Source organism: Arthrobacter sp. AQ5-05 (genome assembly GCF_003287975.1).
GTDB lineage: Bacteria > Actinomycetota > Actinomycetes > Actinomycetales > Micrococcaceae > Paeniglutamicibacter.
In genome coordinates this window covers 104,653-123,137 of sequence record NZ_QMKQ01000012.1, presented here as the reverse complement: position 1 = coordinate 123,137, position 18,485 = coordinate 104,653, and the positions used below count along the sequence as shown (strand labels likewise).

Annotated in this window: 23 protein-coding genes and 1 pseudogene; 10 read left to right on the top strand and 14 right to left on the bottom strand. The window is 62.1% G+C overall.

The genetic code is table 11. The features are described from left to right. Nucleotides 1-687 precede the first annotated feature (687 nt). On the top strand, nt 688-1,659 hold the full coding sequence (locus DQ353_RS12255; protein ID WP_113763028.1) for a magnesium transporter CorA family protein: 972 nt from the start codon (nt 688-690) through the stop codon (nt 1,657-1,659). A 228-nt stretch (nt 1,660-1,887) separates the two neighbouring features. Here DQ353_RS12255 and DQ353_RS21685 read toward each other — a convergent pair whose 3' ends face one another. The 3 genes from DQ353_RS21685 to DQ353_RS12245 form a co-directional block, all read right to left on the bottom strand. Continuing rightward, entirely contained in the window at nt 1,888-2,034 is a 147-nt protein-coding gene (locus DQ353_RS21685; protein WP_181578362.1) for a hypothetical protein, read from the bottom strand. Nucleotides 2,035-2,124: 90 nt separating this feature from the next. Beyond that, nucleotides 2,125-2,259: a hypothetical protein gene (locus DQ353_RS22295; RefSeq protein WP_286166789.1), complete on the bottom strand. Its 135-nt coding sequence runs from the start codon at nt 2,257-2,259 to the stop codon at nt 2,125-2,127. Between the two features lie 371 nt (nt 2,260-2,630). Continuing rightward, nucleotides 2,631-3,014: a DUF5655 domain-containing protein gene (locus DQ353_RS12245; protein ID WP_113763026.1), complete on the bottom strand. Its 384-nt coding sequence runs from the start codon at nt 3,012-3,014 to the stop codon at nt 2,631-2,633. 232 nt (nt 3,015-3,246) lie between these two features. Between DQ353_RS12245 and DQ353_RS12240 the strand changes: the two genes are divergently transcribed. Then, complete coding sequence (locus DQ353_RS12240; protein ID WP_113763025.1) at nt 3,247-3,564, top strand: MarR family winged helix-turn-helix transcriptional regulator; 318 nt, start codon at nt 3,247-3,249, stop codon at nt 3,562-3,564. Between the two features lie 304 nt (nt 3,565-3,868). Here DQ353_RS12240 and DQ353_RS12235 read toward each other — a convergent pair whose 3' ends face one another. From DQ353_RS12235 to DQ353_RS12215, 4 genes are all read right to left on the bottom strand, one after another. Further along, nucleotides 3,869-4,183, bottom strand: a complete 315-nt coding sequence (locus DQ353_RS12235) for a DUF3040 domain-containing protein (RefSeq protein WP_113763024.1) — start codon at nt 4,181-4,183, stop codon at nt 3,869-3,871. A gap of 759 nt (nt 4,184-4,942) precedes the next feature. Further along, nucleotides 4,943-5,128, bottom strand: coding sequence for a hypothetical protein (locus DQ353_RS12225; RefSeq protein WP_113763022.1), 186 nt, complete (start codon nt 5,126-5,128; stop codon nt 4,943-4,945). Beyond that, on the bottom strand, nt 5,125-5,484 hold the full coding sequence (locus DQ353_RS12220; RefSeq protein ID WP_113763038.1) for a helix-turn-helix transcriptional regulator: 360 nt from the start codon (nt 5,482-5,484) through the stop codon (nt 5,125-5,127). Before DQ353_RS12220 ends, DQ353_RS12225 begins: the two co-directional genes overlap by 4 nt. A 518-nt stretch (nt 5,485-6,002) precedes the next feature. Then, on the bottom strand, nt 6,003-7,106 hold the full coding sequence (locus DQ353_RS12215) for a TerC family protein (RefSeq protein ID WP_113763021.1): 1,104 nt from the start codon (nt 7,104-7,106) through the stop codon (nt 6,003-6,005). Nucleotides 7,107-7,567: 461 nt separating this feature from the next. On the opposite strand from DQ353_RS12215, the gene DQ353_RS12210 reads away from it, so the two are divergent. Further along, nucleotides 7,568-7,963: a hypothetical protein gene (locus DQ353_RS12210; RefSeq protein WP_113763020.1), complete on the top strand. Its 396-nt coding sequence runs from the start codon at nt 7,568-7,570 to the stop codon at nt 7,961-7,963. A gap of 52 nt (nt 7,964-8,015) precedes the next feature. After that, a complete protein-coding gene (locus DQ353_RS12205) occupies nt 8,016-8,327 on the top strand; it encodes a hypothetical protein (protein ID WP_113763019.1) in 312 nt (103 codons plus the stop codon). A 741-nt stretch (nt 8,328-9,068) separates the two neighbouring features. Here DQ353_RS12205 and DQ353_RS12200 read toward each other — a convergent pair. Both DQ353_RS12200 and DQ353_RS12195 read right to left on the bottom strand, forming a co-directional pair. Further along, entirely contained in the window at nt 9,069-9,824 is a 756-nt protein-coding gene (locus tag DQ353_RS12200; RefSeq protein WP_113763018.1) for a ZIP family metal transporter, read from the bottom strand. Nucleotides 9,825-10,019: 195 nt separating this feature from the next. Beyond that, the gene (locus DQ353_RS12195; RefSeq protein WP_286166788.1) at nt 10,020-10,256 is read right to left on the bottom strand and encodes an excisionase family DNA-binding protein; all 237 of its coding nucleotides are present in this window, start codon (nt 10,254-10,256) and stop codon (nt 10,020-10,022) included. Between the two features lie 332 nt (nt 10,257-10,588). Between DQ353_RS12195 and DQ353_RS12190 the strand changes: the two genes are divergently transcribed. Beyond that, nucleotides 10,589-10,882, top strand: a complete 294-nt coding sequence (locus tag DQ353_RS12190; protein WP_113763016.1) for a hypothetical protein — start codon at nt 10,589-10,591, stop codon at nt 10,880-10,882. A 609-nt stretch (nt 10,883-11,491) separates the two neighbouring features. On the opposite strand, the gene DQ353_RS12180 is transcribed toward DQ353_RS12190, so the two are convergent. Together DQ353_RS12180 and DQ353_RS12175 are read right to left on the bottom strand one after the other, a co-directional pair. Next, nucleotides 11,492-12,400: a cytochrome c biogenesis CcdA family protein gene (locus tag DQ353_RS12180; protein WP_113763015.1), complete on the bottom strand. Its 909-nt coding sequence runs from the start codon at nt 12,398-12,400 to the stop codon at nt 11,492-11,494. Next, nucleotides 12,400-13,251, bottom strand: coding sequence for a DsbA family protein (locus DQ353_RS12175; protein ID WP_113763014.1), 852 nt, complete (start codon nt 13,249-13,251; stop codon nt 12,400-12,402). The genes DQ353_RS12180 and DQ353_RS12175 overlap by 1 nt, the downstream gene beginning before the upstream one ends. Nucleotides 13,252-13,360: 109 nt before the next feature. On the opposite strand from DQ353_RS12175, the gene DQ353_RS12170 reads away from it, so the two are divergent. Together DQ353_RS12170 and DQ353_RS12165 are read left to right on the top strand one after the other, a co-directional pair. Then, nucleotides 13,361-13,921: a hypothetical protein gene (locus DQ353_RS12170; protein ID WP_113763013.1), complete on the top strand. Its 561-nt coding sequence runs from the start codon at nt 13,361-13,363 to the stop codon at nt 13,919-13,921. After that, the gene (locus DQ353_RS12165) at nt 13,918-14,316 is read left to right on the top strand and encodes a BlaI/MecI/CopY family transcriptional regulator (RefSeq protein WP_181578361.1); all 399 of its coding nucleotides are present in this window, start codon (nt 13,918-13,920) and stop codon (nt 14,314-14,316) included. The genes DQ353_RS12170 and DQ353_RS12165 overlap by 4 nt, the downstream gene beginning before the upstream one ends. A gap of 1,019 nt (nt 14,317-15,335) precedes the next feature. On the opposite strand, the gene DQ353_RS12160 is transcribed toward DQ353_RS12165, so the two are convergent. The 3 genes from DQ353_RS12160 to DQ353_RS12150 form a co-directional block, all read right to left on the bottom strand. Continuing rightward, nucleotides 15,336-15,707 (bottom strand): hypothetical protein, encoded by a 372-nt coding sequence (locus DQ353_RS12160; RefSeq protein WP_113763011.1) that lies wholly within the window; start codon nt 15,705-15,707, stop codon nt 15,336-15,338. Continuing rightward, nucleotides 15,708-16,064 (bottom strand): J domain-containing protein, encoded by a 357-nt coding sequence (locus DQ353_RS22605; protein ID WP_113763037.1) that lies wholly within the window; start codon nt 16,062-16,064, stop codon nt 15,708-15,710. It lies immediately after the preceding gene. A gap of 298 nt (nt 16,065-16,362) precedes the next feature. Beyond that, on the bottom strand, nt 16,363-16,785 hold the full coding sequence (locus tag DQ353_RS12150) for an Hsp20/alpha crystallin family protein (protein WP_113763010.1): 423 nt from the start codon (nt 16,783-16,785) through the stop codon (nt 16,363-16,365). 149 nt (nt 16,786-16,934) lie between these two features. On the opposite strand from DQ353_RS12150, the gene DQ353_RS12145 reads away from it, so the two are divergent. The 3 genes and pseudogenes from DQ353_RS12145 to DQ353_RS12135 form a co-directional block, all read left to right on the top strand. Beyond that, a complete protein-coding gene (locus DQ353_RS12145; protein WP_113763009.1) occupies nt 16,935-17,135 on the top strand; it encodes a MerR family transcriptional regulator in 201 nt (66 codons plus the stop codon). A 171-nt stretch (nt 17,136-17,306) separates the two neighbouring features. Beyond that, nucleotides 17,307-17,534, top strand: coding sequence for a hypothetical protein (locus DQ353_RS12140; protein WP_113763008.1), 228 nt, complete (start codon nt 17,307-17,309; stop codon nt 17,532-17,534). Nucleotides 17,535-17,712: 178 nt separating this feature from the next. Next, a pseudogene (locus DQ353_RS12135) lies at nt 17,713-17,949 on the top strand (transposase); the annotation flags it as partial. Between the last annotated feature and the right edge of the window lie 536 nt (nt 17,950-18,485).

The following is an 18,485-nucleotide window of genomic DNA, read 5'->3' as shown; positions in this document are numbered from 1 at the left end:
CAGCCGCAGACGACATTCGGCGCTCAATTATCGGCGACCGAACGAAGTCCACTATAGTTACCAGCAGCCGGCCACGGCAGCGTAGAGAAACCACTAATCCGCTGTCCGAAAAGTCCTAAGCAGCCCACGGATCGGTGGATCAAGGCTTAGGTCCCATGAGCAGTAAATACAAACCATACGACGACACGTGCGCGGTCGAGACTGAGGCCTACTGTCTGCTGGCTGAACCTGCTTCACAGAGGAACAACTTGGAACAGACGCAAGGACTCTGAACGGGATCTAACTCGATTGCCCGGTAAAATACCGGATGCGCATGCGATCGCCGAGCAGCTGATGCTGCATGTACCCGATGGGGGCGGCGAATGGATTTTGCTGCCGAGCCTCTAGATCGCATACTCCGCGGTCGGCCTTGGGGAGCTCGGGTGCATACTCGCATTCTCTCTCGCCCCAGTACGGATTAGGGGGATCCGATCTCTTTGGCGGTGAGCCGTTTCCGCGCAGACTAGTGCTCGAAAGACTCCCGCTCAAATGCCCCAAGACACGGAGGGCATCCCCGAAAAGACCAGATCCACAGATTTCGTTACCTTCGCACCAGCTGGAACGGTTCACTCTCAGACGGGCTTCTTGATGCAAGCGGTTTCGGCGGTGCGCCGGCCTTGATTGCGCAGCGACTGTGATACTGGCGGTATGAACACCACAAGATGCTATCGCCGAGGAGTCCTACTGGATGAAGGCTTCCCGTTGGATGGGCTCGATGAACATCTGATTCACGAAGACACCGTCATCTGGGTCGACCTGTACAGGCCCACGCCGCAAGACCTGCAGACCGTTGCCGACGAACTCAACCTGCATTCGCTCGCAGTCGAAGGTGCTACGACGGTGCAACAGCGACCCAAATTCAACCGCTACGAGCATCATGATTTTCTCAGTGCCTATGCTGTCCGCCTTGATACAGCTTCGGGGGAGCTGGGTATGGCTGAGATTGCCGCCTTTATCACCCCAAAGGCCCTTATCACTGTGCGCAAGGATGATGCCTTCCCGATTCAGGATTTGATCGACCACCTAGAGCGGAACGCCGAACTCATCACACATGGCATCAGTGCGCTCCTCTACGGGCTGCTCGACTTCATCGTCGACGGGCACTTCGACACCGTGCAAATGCTCGATGAACAAATAGAGACCCTCGAGGACCTGCTTTTCGACGAGCGATCCCACGACACTGACGTGCAACGCCGCAGCTTTGAACTGCGAAAGAGTCTTGTTCGACTACGTCGGGTGGTGCTGCCAATGCGCGAGGTTATCAACACGATCATTCGACGTGACGTCCAGCTGGTTCCCCGCGAAATGGCGCCGTACTACCAAGACCTCTACGACCATGTGCTGAGAGCCACCGAGTGGACCGAAAGCTTACGGGATCTGGTTTCCACGATCGTGGAAACCAATCTGACCATCCAAGGCAACAGACTCAATATCATCACCAAGAAGGTCACAAGTTGGGCCGCCATCATCGCCGTGCCGACCGCTATCACCGGTTTCTACGGCCAGAATTTGCCCTACCCCGGCTTCGCCCACGAGTCAGGCTTTATCGCATCAACGCTTTTGATTGCGGTGCTGTCGGTAGGTCTCTTCATGATCTTTAGGCGCAAAGACTGGCTATGAGCCCATACGCTTCGCCGCAATGACGCGTTGAGGTTTCCGTTCCCGAGAAAGTATCCATGAACAGTGAGCTGAGCAATTCCCCGAGCCTCGCGAACGAACCGATCCTTTGCTCTCAACGGTCAGTGACGCCTCGGAAACACGCAACGAGGAGGCGGTATTCAACCGGGCATCGGCCCCGCCCGCAGCCTCCTCGCCCAGGACCAGGATGTCGCCCCGGATCAGCTCAGCCTACGGAACCATCTTGAGTTCACCGTCGCGCCATACCGCGGAGTTGGCCGCCGTCATGGACGGCAGGGCAGCGACGGCGTTCTCCGCCTTGTTCTCCTGAGCGAATCCCAGCATCGCATTGACCAGGTCAACCGGCGTGAAGATCAACGCATCAATCGGCGCACGGTTCGCGGCCCATGACAAGGTTGAACAGCCCCAGCCGGTATCTGACGGTGAAGAGCGGGATGACCGCGGCGATCAGCACGAGCAGCCCCAGTAGCGACGGCCCCAGGTGTTGCTGGGGAGTTCGGGCTCCTCGGCCCGGCCGCTGCTCCACGTTGCCACGGCGCCGCGGGCGAAGAAACCAACGACGAGCAGGTGGAGAGCAGTCACGACTTCACCAACACCCGACCGTGCGAAAGTCGTTGGGGTGGTAGTCGACCTCAAAGTCGACGGGATAGTCGGTGCTTGCCGGGTGAACTGTCGGTGCCCAGAGCCGAGTATCCGTAGAAGCCCACCCGCCAAGACCAGCGGAGCACCCCGACGTCCAAGCAGAACCATGACCTCCGGTAGCGGCCGATGAACAGGATCGCTAGCCCGGTCGCAATGGTGGTGACCGGCACGGTGAACCGCAGCAATGCCAGATTGGATGTGCCTAGGATGCCGAGCCTCATATTTCCTGCACCGGTAATGGCCGTTTAGCTGAACTCCAGCCCTCGCGGTGCACCCGGAATCACCGATCGTTCATGAAACGAGACGAGAGTTCAGCCGGCCTGGCACCACGCCTCGCGGATCCAGTTCAGAACATCCCCGTCAAGATCCTCTCTCGAACGAATCTCAAGGTGGTGGGTGAATCGACCGGGCCGTGGCTCAACGATCTCCTTCCACCTTGGCGAATCGTCCCGTCGGTTCAACATGATGGTGAGGACCAACGGGGCAACATTTCCTCGCAGGTATTTGGCAGGCATCCACGTCCACGCGAATCCGGCCCGACGGCGAAACTCGACTTGGCTCTTTGCCACCCGCATTTCGCAGATACCAATTGATTCGATCGCCGCGCGCACGAGGTCAAAAATCTCACGCGATCGCTGGTCGCTGGCAGCGAAGTACTGTTCGAGGGGAATCTGTTCGCTGCGGGCATTCACCATGCCTCAGCCTACCTGCGCCCGCCACTGCGCCAATGGAGGCCGCCCTGCACTCTCCGGGGTTTGACGCCGATCGCAATCGCGCAGCCATGAGGCAGGCTGTCGCCGAGTCGCCGACCAGCGATTACGCGCCTCGGCGTGGCCTTGGCGTACGCGTTTTCCGTTTTCCGATTATGACACCCTGGGTGGTACATCATAATACGATCAGTACTATTGATCATTTTAGGGTTGTTGCATGAGCAATCATCCGGATCCCTCCGACCTCTCTGGGCGGCTCCGTGCCGTCGTCCATGACCTCACTCGGCGGCTGTCGGCCGAGGGCAATACCACGAATGAGCTTAGCCACCCGGAGGAGACCGTGCTGGCCCGGCTCCATCAGCGGCCGGGCATCACTAGTGCCGACATTGCACGACGCGAGGGAGTAAGCCCACAGTCGAGGAGCGCGACAGCCGGTGCCCTCAGCGCGGGCGGCCATGTGTTCGCAACCCCGGATGCGGAAGACAGCCGCCGGCGCAACCTGCATCTCACCGATGCCGGGCGAGACCCTATCTAGGCGCTGCGCAACCGCAAGACGGTTTGGGCCCGGGACCGGATCGAATCACAGCTCAACGAGGACGAGCAGGCGGAACTTTCCAAGCAGTGATCGCGCATCTGGGGCAGGAAACCGGCCTGTGCGCGGACTGGATCAGGATCGCAGGTTCCACGCCCGTCGAATGCGGACGCTCCCGCGCGACCGCGCACCGCTCCGACCTGGCCGGGTTCGCCGAAACCGAGTCCCGAACCTACGAGACACGGCCGCTACAGCAGAGCCTGACGTTGCCCTCGGCTGCTGTGGTTGTCCCGCAGAAGGTTCAAAGTCATGCGGACGGCGGATGGGATCGCGTGCGGTTCAGACGACGCAGGCTACCGGGATTCACCTTCGCCAACGCGACATACGCACCACCGTTCAAGACGAGGAACGCCAAGATGCTTACCCACGTGGAGCTGCTGAACAAACCCAGGAACATCAGCCTCAGTCCCGGAAGGAGGCACAGGAATCCGACGCCCACCATCCAGCCGCTACCGGGGAGGTTCGCGAAGTGCTTTAGTCTTCGCTCAAGCACTGGATACTGGTCCGACAAATCCTTTTCCAAGGATTGCAGGATCTCTTCTTCACGAGCCGAGAGCGACACGGTCCCCTCCTCACACTAACGGGCCGGAACCCTGGCTCCGGCATGCAATCTCAACAACTGGCACCTCAACACTCCATGGTTCACAGGCCGGATTGAAGGGTCTAAAGCCACATGATCGGGCGCTGGACCATAAAGGTGCTCGAGGTTGTCGCAGCACAGGCGAGATCAAGCCAGCTGGCCGAGAGGGAAGTCCGGTGTCATCCATGCTTTCCTCACCTGGGTCTGTTTCGCTTACAGCAAGGTTGGCTTGGTTGGAGCGATGCCTTTTATTGCACATTTCTATGCGATCACCGATCAAGCCCAACGCCCCAGGACTGCAGGGACGCACGCAGCAGGCCAGGCGACAACTCTCAAGTTGAGGGCTCAGCCGGGTGGACTGAATGTGGGGTCTATGTGCTCTTCTGTCCTTAATCGCGGTGGCGTAGCTTCAATCCCATGAGGACCCGGAAAGTAGGCGCAAACTGGAAGGTCGTTCCTTCGACGCGATTGGGTTGGTGGGCCTTCTGGCTCGCAGTCGCTGTCGTCTTATATCCCCTCTACTGGAGCTTCCTGCTCTTCCTGCCCCCAGCTGCAGGACCGTACGTAGGAGTGGTCCTGGTAATCCTTGCCATTGCGGCCGTCACTGCCGGAAGCATGGCTGTTTTCCGGCGCCGGGACCGGAGTGGGCTACTGCTCGCTACTCTGATATTGCTGGTCGTCTCGGCCATCTTCTTCATCGGCGGCGAGTTTCTGCTCCCTCACTAACATGGATAGGGCCGTCTAACTCTCGTCCTGATCCTCGTCTTGACCCTCCTGCGGGTCGTTACCCTCGTCTTGGTTTTCGGCATCATCGGGTTCTTCCACTCCTGGTGTTTGCGGGATTTGCCTGTCATCGCAACTGCTGGGGAACAGGGCCCCGGCCAATAGCAAGGTGGAGCCCACGGTGGCTGCGGTTCGGGATTTCATGATGATTCCTTTCGTCGGTGTTCCTCAGTGGGGGCAAAGAGCGTCAGGAACGCATCGACTCCCTGATGGGCTGTCGCGGGGTGGCGGAAGTGCTGGCGGGGTTGAATTACATATCGGGTGCGGCGTCCTTCCCGAAGACGTTCCAGATACCCCGCCTTCTCTAGGTCCGCAAGGATATGCAGGGTTGCCCGGGGAGTGATGCCGACGGTTGCTGCGATCTCATTGACCAGTACACGGGGATTCGCGTTCACGGCCAAGAGGACATGGCTGTGATTGGTCAGGAACGTCCAGGCTGGACGTGGGGGAGGAGAAATGGGATAGGGCGTTGTTTCGGTGGCCGGTGTTTTTGTGGTCATATTCGTGGACCTCGTGCGGGGCATTGGTGCGGTCTTTCTCTTGGGTTTCATGAGGAATTTTCCCACCCAGGCGCGGGATGGGCGTGCTACGTTCCATCCTTGATGCTTGGGATTCTCACATCGCACACCAGCGCCGCTGACAGCTCAACCGGAGTAACGACGACGGCTGCACCTGTCCGCTTCACTTCACGGGCCAGGGCTGTGGCTTGGGCCGAACGGGAACGCCTCAAGGACCATGCACCGGGCCATGCAACGCGCGTGGGAACGGCGAATCCGCTGGGTCCGGTACCGCTCGCGCCCGGGTCGTCAGGATCTGCGCTTCATGCAAACCTCGTCGATACATCCGAGCCGCGATCGTCGGGTCGGTGGTGAACGCCGGGTGCGGCAGCGATACCGGAAGGAGAATGGCCTTTTCTGTTCCGAAGCGGCCCAGACCGCGTAGCGTGCCACGATAATGGCCTCGGACTCGTCGGTGACAATGGCGATCACGGGGCGCCGTGTGATGGCAGGAGCGCCTTTCATCGGGTGCTTCCGTCCTTGCCTGCGGATGCTGGATCATCTTCGTCTTTGTCGGCGGTTTCGGCGTCGACACGCTGGCTTGCGTGGACTCCGCTGTGACGGCGCCGCCATGTCGGTTCCAATTCAGCGTCCTCTTCCTCGGTGGCGACATGGAAGGGGGGATCCGTCGGCTGGACGGGGACGGCGCGGCCTTGGCCTCGGGTGGCACGCAGACTGGCCACGATGGAGACCGTGATGATGGTGGCGACCACAGCCAGGGAGATGCTGGTGGGGATGTAGAACAGGTCGATCTTGAGGAGCATCTTGATTCCGACCCACATCAAGACCAAGGCCAGCCCCACCTTGAGATAGATGAAGCGGTGCATCAGATCGGCGAGCAGGAAGTACATGGCACGCAGGCCCAGGATCGCGAAGGCGTTGGCGGTGAAGACCAGGAACACCTCGTCGGTGACGGCAAAGATGGCGGGGATGGAATCGACGGCGAACACCACATCGGTGACTTCGACCAGCACCAGTACCGCCAACAGCGGGGTGGCGAGAAGTACGCCCTTGCGGCGGACCAGCATTTTTTGTCCGTGGTATGCCTTAGACATGGGAACCCACCGGCGGAACAGACGCAGCACCAACGACTGGTCCGGGTTCAGGTGCTCGTTGCGCTGTCGAATCATCCGGTACCCGGTGTAGAGCAGGAATGCGGCGAAGACGTACAAGATCCAGGCGAAGTTCTGAATCAGGACCGCGCCCGCGGCGATGAAGACCCCGCGGAAGATCAGTGCGCCCAGCACGCCCAGAAACAGAACCCGATGCTGGAACTCGCGCGGGACCGCGAAGTAGCTGAAGATGATGGCCCAGACAAAGACGTTGTCCACTGAGAGGGACTTTTCAATGAGGTAGCCGGCGAAGTACTGCTGACCGAAATCCGCACCCCAAGTCATCCAGACCAATACGCCGAAAACAATCCCGAAGGACACCCACACACCCGACCAAACAGCCGCTTCTCGCACGCCGATAACGTGGGCGCGGCGGTGGGCCAGCAGGTCGACAGCCAGCATCACGACGATGAAGGCCAGTACTGCAGCCCAGATCCAAAACGGGACGTTCATAATAATCCTCCGATCGATTCGATCGGAGGTCTTTCCCGGCCTTTCAAGGCCTGTCCGCCGGGCCGTTGCGGGCCGTAGTGACGACGGGACAATTGGGGGATACTCCCCTCCGTGTTCCAATCAGTGAAGCACGGTTCATGTTTTAGCGTCAAGTGGTGTCGCAGAGGTATCGCCCGCATGGCCCGGCCGAGGACGCGGCGGGTGCGTTTCATACACGCGCATCGCGACGACGAGGGCTGCCGCGACGCTGAGGGCGGCTGCCATCCAAATGGCCGCATGCATTCCCACGAGGTTGGCGATGAACCCGACCATGACGGCAGCGAGCGGTGACGGACTCTTCGATTGCACGTCGAAGACCAGGCGGCCGTTTCAGAAGTCTCTGCATTTCAAAAAGGGCTAACGCCTCTACTCCGCCCCCGCGGGGCGGTGCAAACTAGGCCAAACAGGGAAGGAGAATCACGATGGCGATCAGGAATAACGGACACATGGACCCTGGTGTCCCGCCGGGAGGCGCTGCAGTGCCCAGTGAGGCTGCGGACCGCGCCTACCGGCGGGCGTGGTGTTCTCTGGCAATTTACCCCCTGTCGTTTGGTGCTGCCTTCGGCATCGGCGAAGGCCTCATCACGGTGCTCACGAACGACACCGTTGCAGCGGAATTCTGGCAAATGCTGGTAGCTGTCATTCCGGCTCTCCTCGTGTTCTCGATCCCCGGAATCCTCTCGGTGCACCAGGGACGTAAGGCGATGAAGCTCGGGCGCAAGGACGGATGGGTGCCGGCCATAATCGGGGCCGGCGTTGCGGTCGGGTTTGTCCTGCTCAACGTTGCCTCGTACGTCTTGGGCCAGCTCGCCGGCTGAAGAGGCACGGAACGAATGGGACCTTTTCCACCGATGAAGGAGACAATCAAATTTGTCGACCGATAACACACACGCCCGTGGGGACACTGGATCGGAACGCGCCGGGATTCTTGCCGTCGTGCTCGGGGCACTTGCCCTGGCCGCCACCGCGTTCACCTACGTGCTGAGCCTCAGCGAAGGTTTCAATCCCCCCGGCTGGGTACGGGCCACGGGACTTGCCTGGCTGCCCATCGGGTTCTTCGGTACTGCTTTCGCCTACATGGCCGCCCGCAAGGGGACCGGACGCCGCAGCGGCACGTTGGGGCTCATTCTTGCCGGTGCCGGAATCGTAGCTTTCGTGGTGCTTCTCATCATCGCCGGGTGAGAGCTATGTGACGGCGTCAGCGAGGGCACAGGCCGCGCTTCCCGGTTCGATGATCAGCGGTTGGGCGCTGTCGGAGAACTACTCTCATTGCACACTCATGACCGAGATACCAGTCGCCACCTTCATCGAACGTGCCAGTGGGATCGCCACGACGGCGCCTAACTGCCGGAGGAGCGCCGCGTCCGAGGGGCTGCCTCCCCAAGGGAAACATCACCCTCGACGCTGACGAGTCCTGTGCTGGAGGATTCGGTGGCAGGACAGGTCCGAAACCGATCCCAGGCGGGCCGTACTCATCCCCGTTGCCCTTGGTCCATCTCATTTTCCCGCGGCCTGCCCTTCATTCACAAGAACGCCTTGCAGATCGCACCATGCGCCAAATAACGCTGCAAAAATGCTGCCATTTATCGCTGTGATTCACGTATTCAACTGTCGGAATTTAGGTGATCGGGTGTCGCGGTGGGGGATCGGCTCACGGGCCATCCTCATGGGGGCGAGACTGCATCTTCAGACAAGCCGGTCCTTGAAGCATAAGAAGGTGTCTTCAGTTATTTCGCCCGGCTCTTGTGTCTTGGAAGCCTTCACTTTTTCAAGACAACCCGCATCCACGGGGCTTGCGAGGAAAACCTTTCCATGATGGCCAGAAAGCGACGGAAAAAGTGGCGGTCTCCGCCGAGGGCGCCAGAGGCCCTGCACGGAAATGGCGGCGACAGGGTGGCCCGGAGCGCTGTTCGCTGTGGGCGGCTAGCCTCCCAACCTGCTGATGGCGAAGGCTGTAAGGAATCCCAGGGCAGCGATAAGCCCCGTGAGGACGTGGTGTTCCTCGAAGGCCTCGGGAATCATGGTGTCGGCGATCATGGCCAGGATACCCCCGGCGGCGATCGCGGTGATGAAGGCCACCAGTTCGGCCGGGGCGTTCTGCATGCTGAGATAGCCGATGAGGGAAGCGATCCCGGAGATCAGGGCAATGCCTCCCCAGACGCCGAAGACGTAGCCGGCACCGCGGCCGGACTTCTTCATCCCCGCCGTGCTGGACAGGCCTTCCGGGACGTTGGAAATGAATACCGCCGCGAGCACCGCCGTGCTCACCGTTCCTCCCGAGACCAGTCCGAGTCCCAGGACCACGGATTCCGGGATGCCATCGAGCAGTGCGCCGACGGCGATGGCGGTCCCGCTGCCCGGCTGCCTGTCTTCGGAGGGTTGCTTTTCGCCGGAGCGTTTGCGGTGCTTGGCGCCGCGACGGGCGAGCAGGGCGTTGGCGCCGACATAGGCCAATGCGCCGGCCAGGAATCCCGCCATCGTCGGCCATAGGCCGCCGCCTTGCTCCGCCTCGTCCACCAGATCAAAGGCCAGGGCGGAGATCAACACGCCGGCCCCGAAGGACATGATGGAGGAAACGACCTTGGAAGACATCGTCCACTTCCACGACACGGCTGCGCCCAGGACGAGGGCAGCACCCGCCACCGTTCCCCAAAGCAGGGCCTGCACCCATACCGGCATTGCGCTTCTCCTTTTGGTTGGTTCCGTGAAACTCTTCGGTTCCGAACAGACCCGGGTCGGCATTACCGGGCCTACGTCCACCGCACGTCCGACCCGGGAAAGATGCGCCACGAATACTGCCAGCCACCTATGAGGTGGTTTCACGGCCACACTCAATGGTAGGCCAGCGAAAGATCCGAACGGCTGGGTCCCTGGCTAGGGCACCGCGGTGCGTGCTGCCGGTGTCGTAGCGCGGCCTTCGGCCACCACGTACTCCTTCACGGCCTGCGCGGGGATCCGGAAGGACCGACCGAAACTCACGGCCGCGAGTTTCTGCGCGTGCACCAGACGGTACACGGTCATCTTTGACACGCGCATCGCCAGGGCCACCTCGGCCACGGTGAGGTAGTGGGCGTCCTCGAAACTTGCCAGGTCAACCATTGCGTTCCCCATTCACTGTGTCTGTCGTCCCCCAAGGACGGTTGATGCCACGTGCACCTTCAACCACTGGTGCAAAGGTGATTCCCATCGTAGACACCGGACTCCCTTGCCACCAGAGGCGCATTTCCAATGGTGGTCCGCGGCTTGCGCGTGTGGACCAAGGCGGCGATCAGCTCAGGCGGCAGGCAGTCCGAAGCGGTTCGGGAAGTGCAGGGCCGCTTGCCCGGTTAACAGTTGGCAAAGCCATCGACATGGCACGAAAGCGGCTTTAGGATCGGGTGACGGCGGGCGCTGGGGCTCTTCCGAAAAACGAATATCCCTCCACTGCACCCAGGAGCCGCCCCGTGCATGTCATAAACTTCCAGGCGCCGGACCCCGCGCAGGAGCCCACCACCTCCATCGTGTACGCGATCTTGGAAAAGGCCGTCCGTTCACGGGACACTGCACGATTCGAAGGGTCGTTGAGTCCGGCCGGCCGCCGACACCGTGCGCGTGCCGAAGCGTACCTGGACGCAGCCACCGTGGCTGCGGGAAAGCCGCATGCCGTGTCCGAACTTTGCCGGATGATGTTCTTCGGTTGTTCGGGTGCCGGTGCCTTGGCCTCCGCCTTGGACGAGTTCGACCGCTTCACCAACTAGTCTGGTCCAAATCCCACCGCCGCGTCGCCTCCCCAATGCCGTGCGGAGGCTTCTCCTATGATCCCTGTTGATCCCAGGACGAAACCCGACGTCGAGCCTTGGGACATCAGCACCCGGAACTGGGCTTCCTTGGCAATCCGTTCCGTCTTCGAATGCATGCACAACACCTCACCACAAATGGGGTGGTGCGACGACCGCCTGAATTCGCCATCGGCTTATGCGGCACGCTGTAGGGTGCCGCCTTTGGACCGGCCGCCGTGGCGGTCGGAGGCGGACATATGCGTAGCCGTCGTGCTGGCGTTGGGCTAGCTGCACGATGGCCGCAGGGACGACCAGGACGCCTTTGACCAGCGACTCCGGGGCCACCGATTGCATGCAGACTGTTCGCGCATGCGGTAATGCAAATGCCGGGGATGCCGTGCAGAGCAGCAATGCCGGGCGCGTGCTTCCCGTCCGCGGCCAACCGGGACACCGCCGGGCCCTGCACAACGCTTTCCACGAAGGTGTCGGGCATCCCTTCGTGCGCATTGCGGGCAATCTGGAGGGCCGTGGCCACATCCGGGAATGGTTCGGTGCCCGGCCCGGCCAGGTGCAGCAGCAACCGCTGAGTCATGGTCGGGCTTTCGCGGGAACCCCGGTACCATCCGCGGGGATCGCCGCCTCGAATGAATCGGAGGGCACGGTCGTGTCCTTGGTGCGCAGGGTTCGGCGCACGAGGGCGATCCACCAGGCCAGCAGCAGCGCTCCCAGCAGGGAAGGCCAGGCCCAGCCCGGGAGCACGGCATCGATCCGGGACGCCGCGTCGGAGATCCGGTCCATCAGGGAAGCGGAGAGCAGGTCGGGCATGGTTAGCAGCCCCCCGGTGGTGAGCATGAGGATCCCGACGGTGATTGTCACGGTTCCTGCGACCAGCGCGTTGGTGTGGAAACGGAACCGGCCCATACGCAAGGTGCGTCCGCGCAGCCATCCGGCTCGAAAAGTGCCTGCGCGGCGCATGGCAGCGGCCACCCCGAGCACCGGCAACACCATACCCAGTGCGTAGCTGGCCAGCAGCATGCCCCCGCCCAAGGCGCTACCGTTGGCCAGGATGAGGGTCAGGATCGCACCGAGCACCGGTCCGGTGCAGAACCCGGCGACGCCGGCCACCGTCCCGAGCAACACCGCTCCCCATGGGGAGGCTGCCCCGGCGCGGCGGATCCGGGTGCGCGCGGGCAGCAGGCGGGTCAGGTCAAATCCACCGCCCAAGATCTGGATGAGTCCCAGGGCGATGATGACCCAGGCGGCAGCGACCAGCAGGAGCCGGCGGTCGATGGACAGGACGCCGCCGAGCCATCCGATACCCAGACCCAACGGGACGAGCGTGGCCAGCATGCCGACCAGGAACGCGAGCCCCAGTACCCGCAGCCGGCGCCCGGAGGTCGCGGCATGGGCGAAGAACGCGGGCAGCAGCATGGCATTGCACGGGCTGAAGAGTCCGAGCACGCCGCCGGCAAAGGCGAAGACCAGGCCCGCTTCCACTACTGTCGGCCTGCTTCTGCCTGCTGCAATTCGGCGTCAATGGCGGCCACGAAGTTCTCCAGGGGCTGGGCGCCGACGAAGGGCATTTGGTTGATTAGGAACACCGGGGTGCTCATGACGGCCAGCTCCTGGGCCTCGTCCAGGTTGCGCTTCACCGCATCCTTGGCCTGCTTGCTGTCCATGTCGACCAGGAACTGCTCTCCGTCCAGGCCCAGGTCCTCGGCGGTGGCCTTGAGGCTCGTCGCGCTGTAGGCGGATTTGGGGGCGATGGTGCCGCCTTCGGCCATGCGGGCATGGAATGCCACGTAGCTTCCCTGCATGGCCGCGGCCTGTGCGGCGTGAGCGGCGGTCAGGGAGGCGTCGCCGAACAAGTCAAGGTCACGCCATTCAATGCGCAACTTCCCCTGGTCGATGTACGTACCAATCAATTCGGGCAAGGTGCTCTCCGTCCACTTCGCGCAGTACGGACACTGGAAGTCGGTAAAGGCGACCATGACCACCGGAGCATTGACATCCCCCAGCGCAGTGGGATCCTGCACTTCCAATCGCGCCACATCGGGAAATGCGGGTGCCGGTGCGTTGGCGTTCTGCCCGGGGGCCTGTGAGCCGGGGTTCTGGGTGGCGGCGGCCGGCGCGGCCGGGCCCGGATCCCGGTCGCCGACCGGCAATTGAGCGCCAATGAGCAGGCCGATGGCCAGGGCCACGGGAATGGGGGCGACCCACAGCCACGGAAACTTGCGGCGTGTTCCAGGCTTGCCCCCGCGCTCCGGTGCGGGCTTGCGGTTCTCGGTTCCTGCGTTGTTGTTCTCGGGGATCTGCTGCACGGTTTCGCTGCCTTCGGCTCGATTCACTACTATGCTGCATAGTATGACTACTATCCTTTATAGTAGACAAGCGGTCCGAAGGGCAAACACGGGGACACGCTCGGGACGAATCACACATCAAGCACACGAGGGAACAATGAGCCGCACGCAACGGATACTGGCAGATTTCCGCCGTCGACTGCCGCTGGCCGGCGCTGCGTTGCGCTGGTGGGGGCCCCGGCAATGGACCGTGGCAGCGGCTTCGGCACTGGCCATGGCGCTGCTGCTGGGTTTCGCCACGGTGCTAATCCCCAACGACGTCTTCAGCCGGGACATCCCGTCGGTGCCGTGGAACTACCCCGTCTGGTTGGCGACTTCCGTCCTGACCGGCATGCTGGCTGCCAGCTACATCCGGCCAGTGCTCCCGGCAACCCCGGGGACCCCGGGGATCCCGGAACCAACCGACCACACCTCCCGCTGGGGGATGACCGGCGGCCTGCTGGCCTGGTTCGCGATCGGCTGCCCGGTCTGCAACAAGATCGCCCTGTTGACGCTGGGATATTCCGGAGCCATAACCTATTTTGCGCCGCTGCAGCCCTGGCTGGCGGCACTGGCCATGGTGCTGACGGTTCTTGCACTGGTGTTCCGCCTGTCCGGGCAGCAGCAATGCGCGGTACCCGGTCGCCGGGCCACTGCGTGGGAAAGGAAGAGTTCATGACCACCTCCATCGAAGACAGCGGCGAACTGCCCTTCGCCCCCCGGGAGGCGCCCCCCGTAGGGGCACTGGAACGGCGTGTTATGGACGTGCTTTGGAAGACCCGCCAGGCACACACCACGCGCGGCATGGTGCAGGCGCTCGTGGCCATTGGTGGCCAGCAGCCGGCATATACGACCGTCGCCACCGTCCTGGGCCACCTGGTGGACAAAGCGCTGGCGGAGCGCGAACTCATCGGCGGCGTATGGTCCTACCGCGCCACGCTCACCGGATGCCAGTTCTCCGCCGCGCACATGGTGCGAACACTGGGAGAGACCAACGACCGCCGGCGCTGCCTCACCCGCTTCGCCGGCATGCTAGACCCGCAAGACGCCGCCTTCCTCAAATCCTTGCTCTAGACGATCAATTCCTCATGGATTTCCGTGGTCGTCCGAGAACGGACGGCGTGGGGCTGGTCCAAATCCACTTCACCTCGGGAGGGATCCCTCGGGGGTAACCCGGCACACGGCCATGCTGAACCGGCCCGCAGTTCTGACACTATCCGCCTCGTGGAAGCGGGATGAGGGGTCCTGAACGAAATGGTTGCGTTTGGATGTCTTACTTTAGGTTTTCAAGAGGACGGTTTACCGGCTTGACCGCTCACTAACAGCTGTTGTCCGTGGCCGCAACGCGCATCGCCGTTTGCTGACTTGGTGGATGGTGGCCGGCGCATGTGATGTCCTCACCAGCGTCCGGAGCCTGGGCGACGGTCGATTCATGGCCTAAGGGACGATTCCTGAGGCAACTGGCCCCGCACGGAAATCCGCACAGGAATTGGTGCCCGATAGCGATGTGGGAACTGTGCCCGGGGCCGTCACCAAACAGTACGTGGGGAGATCGGATTACGGGCAATTAGGCAGCAGCGTCGTTCCGAGCATTCGAGTAGTGATGAGAGGCACGACCGTGGTTGGCAATTACAGACCCCGCCCCGAACCAGACTGACAATACCTATTGGCTGGGCTATATTTCCGGCGAAGGGACCCGGCGTTCCATGCGCGCGAAAGTTCCTTGGGAGCAATCACGCCCTACACCAAGTAAGGGCAAACCAATTTGCAGGAATCCTTGCGGAATGACCGCGCACGATTTCTACCGATAGTGGTTTTTGTTCCTCCCATGAGGGACGTGGCTGAGTCTGGATCTGGCATTTCCATAAGGGCCCCACGGAATGGAAGAAGCGGTGTCTCATCAAACTAAGTACAAGCCCAAGGCAGCGCCGATTCTAATCGAAGGAGCGCCTTTGTTGCTTTCTATATTGAACCCGTGTCATCGGTGTCAATATACCGCCGGTGCACGTCCGTGGCCGCGCGTCAGGGGCTAGTTTCGCCGCGCCCCTATCTGGTTTCCTTCGTGCGCTACCGGGGCATTGGCTGTGGGGAGCTTAAAGATCGGTGGTGCCCGTGAGGAAGGATTCGGCATGCTTGACGGCCTTGGTGAACGCGTCGTTGCGCAAGGTGATGTCCTGCAGGCGGTGGGACTCGACGTATCCGTTGAGGCCCGGGCGCAGCAGCCAGATGTCCCCGGCTGGCGGCAAGTAAAACAAAGCGAAGACTCGGTGGGCGTCGTCCTGTGCCCAGATGGGGACCACCGCCAGCGCGGCCCCGGTATCGATGTTGATCCACTGGGCCCGCGGCATGGGTTGATCCAAGACTTCCGGGTCCAGAAACGGGGCGCTGCCCTTGCCCCAGCGTTCCTCGAAGCGTTCGTGGAACGCAGGTAGCAGCGGCGAATCGTAGCGTCGCCATGCACTCATTTAGATGCGCCTCCCTGTCTGGGTCGGGGGATCCCACCGAAGCGTGGAAACCCTCAAGGAATCTCGGCCACCCGGCCTCAGCCCGGGTGCGGAAGCCGAAAGAAGCGTGGCACCGAAGGGCTCCGGGATCGGGGGTGGAGCTGGGTGCCAGTGGCGTTCTCGGTCGTAGCGGGCCCGCCGGGTTGGATCGGCCAGCACCGCATGGGCCTCCATGGCCTGTTGCAGTCGCTCGCCATGTTGCCTCGCTTCCTCCAGCGATGCCGGTGGTTGGCGGGTATCGGGGTGGTGGCGGCGCAACATGCTCCGGTAGGCGCGGGCAATGTCCGCGGGGGAGGCATGGGGTTCCAAGCCCAGCATCGAGTAGAAATCAGGAACACCGTTCACAACCGAACACCGTACTTCCTTTGCCGGCTCTTCAGGCTTCGGCCAAGCCGGGCAACGCCCCGGGTGGCCCTTGGTGAAGTCCGTTGGTCCCGGGCGCCAGGGCCCGGGACCAACGGCGCCGAAAACGTTTCCGTGGGGCCGCCCTTGCTTGCGCCATCGGGCGCAGTGGCGGGCCGTAACGGCTCACGCCCATTTCCCAATAGGTTGGCGGCCGCCGGACACTTCCGGCGTTGCGGGAGCTGTCAAAGGCCAACTCCCGCTATCCGGTCGTCTAGGTGTTAAGCGCGTGACGATCGGAGTTTGTGGACGTGATTTCAATCTTGCGCGGCTTGGCCTTCTCGGCCACCGGGATGTGCAGGCGAAGCACCCCGCCGTCGTAGCCGGCCTCGATGTGTTCGGTGTCGAGGTTTTCGCCCAAGACGAGCTGGCGGCTGAATACGCCGCGGGGTCGCTCGGAGGCCAGCATGTCCAGGTCCTTGTCCAGGGCCGGGCGTTCGGCTTTGATGGTCACGACGTTGCGTTCGACATCCAGATCGATCGTCTCAGGGTCTACGCCGGGCAAATCGAATTCCACCTCGAACGTATCACCGTCGCGCCAGGCATCCATGGCCATGGCCGCCGGCCGGGTTGGGGTCCCGAAAACCTGCTCGGCAAGCCGGTCGAGGTCGCGGAACGGGTCTGTACGCATCAACATGGCTATCGCACTCCTTCTCAGTGTTATTTGGAGCCATCTCTGGTTGTTGCCTACCCCTCGATGTCTGTATCGATGGAGGTAGATTTTTATAACACAGACAAGTAGATGGGGCAAGAATAATTTGATGAGAACTCTTGGAGGGACGTGTCATGGCGGCCCGGGTAACGCCCCGGGAAGTTTCTTCGATTTTGGTGGCAGCTGACGCGGTGGGGATGAGCCGGCAAGATGCCTGGGTGCATGAAGCCAAGGAGTTGTTGGAACCGGGGCGCATCGAGGGCAGCACCCGGTTCCACCGCGATGAGGATGCGGCGATGTTGAGGCGGATTGCAGAACGCCTTGCAAGGCAGTGAACGTTGCGGGCATCGGACTGGTCTTGGATTTGGAGACGGACAACGAATCCTTGCGGTGGGTGCTGTCCCACCGCCGTGCCGGATGCCCCTAGCCCCCTTGAGTATGGGCCCTGCAGGTTCTATGTTGGTATCCCATCAAGCGTTGGAATCGCGCCACGTAGGAGGACGATCATGGGTGATGTTTTCGATCCACTGGACCCCGTGGATGCCGAGGCCCTTGCCGAAGAGGTGACCAGTCCGGATGATGTAAGGGCGGTGGATGAGCCCGAGACCGAAACGGGGCAGGACGGCGAGCGGCTCGTGCTGCTGGAGGATCGACGGGAAGGCGACACGGAGCAGGAACTGGATCCGGGAGAGAACTCGGCCCCTGGGGACGAAGCGGATCCGGCGCTCCGTTAAGGACTTAAGCCTGAATCCGCCGGCGATTCCCCGCTGCCACCGGCTCGATAGCCGCAAGACGCGTGGGCACCATCATCCCTTCGTCCCAGGAGTGTTCCGTGCCCGGGGCTCCTCCGCATATTTCGGACAGTGGGACGCCATGAACTGGTGGGGTTTACCGGAATGAGGACGCACCTAAATGTCATCAGCACGACGCAGGATCAGCCACGAATTGAAGGATGAACTGTGCCGCGAAGTCAACGAATCGTCCAGACCCATCAAGTCCGTTGCGACGGAATGCGGCGCGGGTCCGAGACGCTGCGCAACTGATCTGAAGAAATACAAGGAAGCCGACGGCGGTACCGAGTCGGATTCGAAAACCAACGTCTCGGAGCCTGCCCGGCTCAGGGAGCTTGAACGCGAGAACCAGGAGCTGTCCGAAAGCTCCTAAGCAGCCCAGTCCCGGTGACTCTCGCCCGGAAGAGAAAACCACCCTTACGGAGGCATCCTGCTCCTCGTTGGAGACAGAAACGCGAACGCCGAAACGTTCGGCGAGTGGATTCCCATAACCTTTCGCGGGCTGCTCCGAAGACCCACCGCTTCCTCCGGTTGCTTGGACAACGTACGCCGTATGCAGCGGAGGCGGCTCGTCGCGGCGAAATCCTGGCAACCAGGAAGTGGAGCCCCGTGGATGCCAAACACCGCATGCGGATTGCGTGCGGAGTCGTACCCCGTGCGCCGAACAAGCGGTAACCACGCAGTACTCGGCGTCGTAGGGCTCCGCGCGGGTCCACTTCCTTGAAGCCCAAACTGTCATTGCATGCGCTGCCGGGGCGAACCCGGCGCGGGGCGACGGATCCGGGGAATCGTCCAGTGCCGGTCCTCACTGCGCCGATTCAGTTAACCCGGTAGGCTGATACATGTCTGGTTTGCAATTTCGCATGATCAGCACAGAAACAAGACGAAATATCC

Coding starts and splice junctions, on each gene's coding strand:
- DQ353_RS12240 (WP_113763025.1), top strand. CDS start 3,247: ATGAGCAATCATCCGGATCCCTCCGACCTCTCTGGGCGGCTCCGTGCC.
- DQ353_RS12145 (WP_113763009.1), top strand. CDS start 16,935: ATGGCGGCCCGGGTAACGCCCCGGGAAGTTTCTTCGATTTTGGTGGCA.
- DQ353_RS12170 (WP_113763013.1), top strand. CDS start 13,361: ATGAGCCGCACGCAACGGATACTGGCAGATTTCCGCCGTCGACTGCCG.
- DQ353_RS12220 (WP_113763038.1), bottom strand. CDS start 5,484: ATGACCACAAAAACACCGGCCACCGAAACAACGCCCTATCCCATTTCT.
- DQ353_RS12150 (WP_113763010.1), bottom strand. CDS start 16,785: ATGTTGATGCGTACAGACCCGTTCCGCGACCTCGACCGGCTTGCCGAG.
- DQ353_RS12210 (WP_113763020.1), top strand. CDS start 7,568: ATGGCGATCAGGAATAACGGACACATGGACCCTGGTGTCCCGCCGGGA.
- DQ353_RS12245 (WP_113763026.1), bottom strand. CDS start 3,014: ATGGTGAATGCCCGCAGCGAACAGATTCCCCTCGAACAGTACTTCGCT.
- DQ353_RS12200 (WP_113763018.1), bottom strand. CDS start 9,824: ATGCCGGTATGGGTGCAGGCCCTGCTTTGGGGAACGGTGGCGGGTGCT.
- DQ353_RS12255 (WP_113763028.1), top strand. CDS start 688: ATGAACACCACAAGATGCTATCGCCGAGGAGTCCTACTGGATGAAGGC.
- DQ353_RS12165 (WP_181578361.1), top strand. CDS start 13,918: ATGACCACCTCCATCGAAGACAGCGGCGAACTGCCCTTCGCCCCCCGG.
- DQ353_RS12195 (WP_286166788.1), bottom strand. CDS start 10,256: ATGGGGAACGCAATGGTTGACCTGGCAAGTTTCGAGGACGCCCACTAC.
- DQ353_RS12225 (WP_113763022.1), bottom strand. CDS start 5,128: ATGAAATCCCGAACCGCAGCCACCGTGGGCTCCACCTTGCTATTGGCC.
- DQ353_RS12160 (WP_113763011.1), bottom strand. CDS start 15,707: ATGAGTGCATGGCGACGCTACGATTCGCCGCTGCTACCTGCGTTCCAC.
- DQ353_RS12140 (WP_113763008.1), top strand. CDS start 17,307: ATGGGTGATGTTTTCGATCCACTGGACCCCGTGGATGCCGAGGCCCTT.
- DQ353_RS22605 (WP_113763037.1), bottom strand. CDS start 16,064: ATGCTGGGCTTGGAACCCCATGCCTCCCCCGCGGACATTGCCCGCGCC.
- DQ353_RS12215 (WP_113763021.1), bottom strand. CDS start 7,106: ATGAACGTCCCGTTTTGGATCTGGGCTGCAGTACTGGCCTTCATCGTC.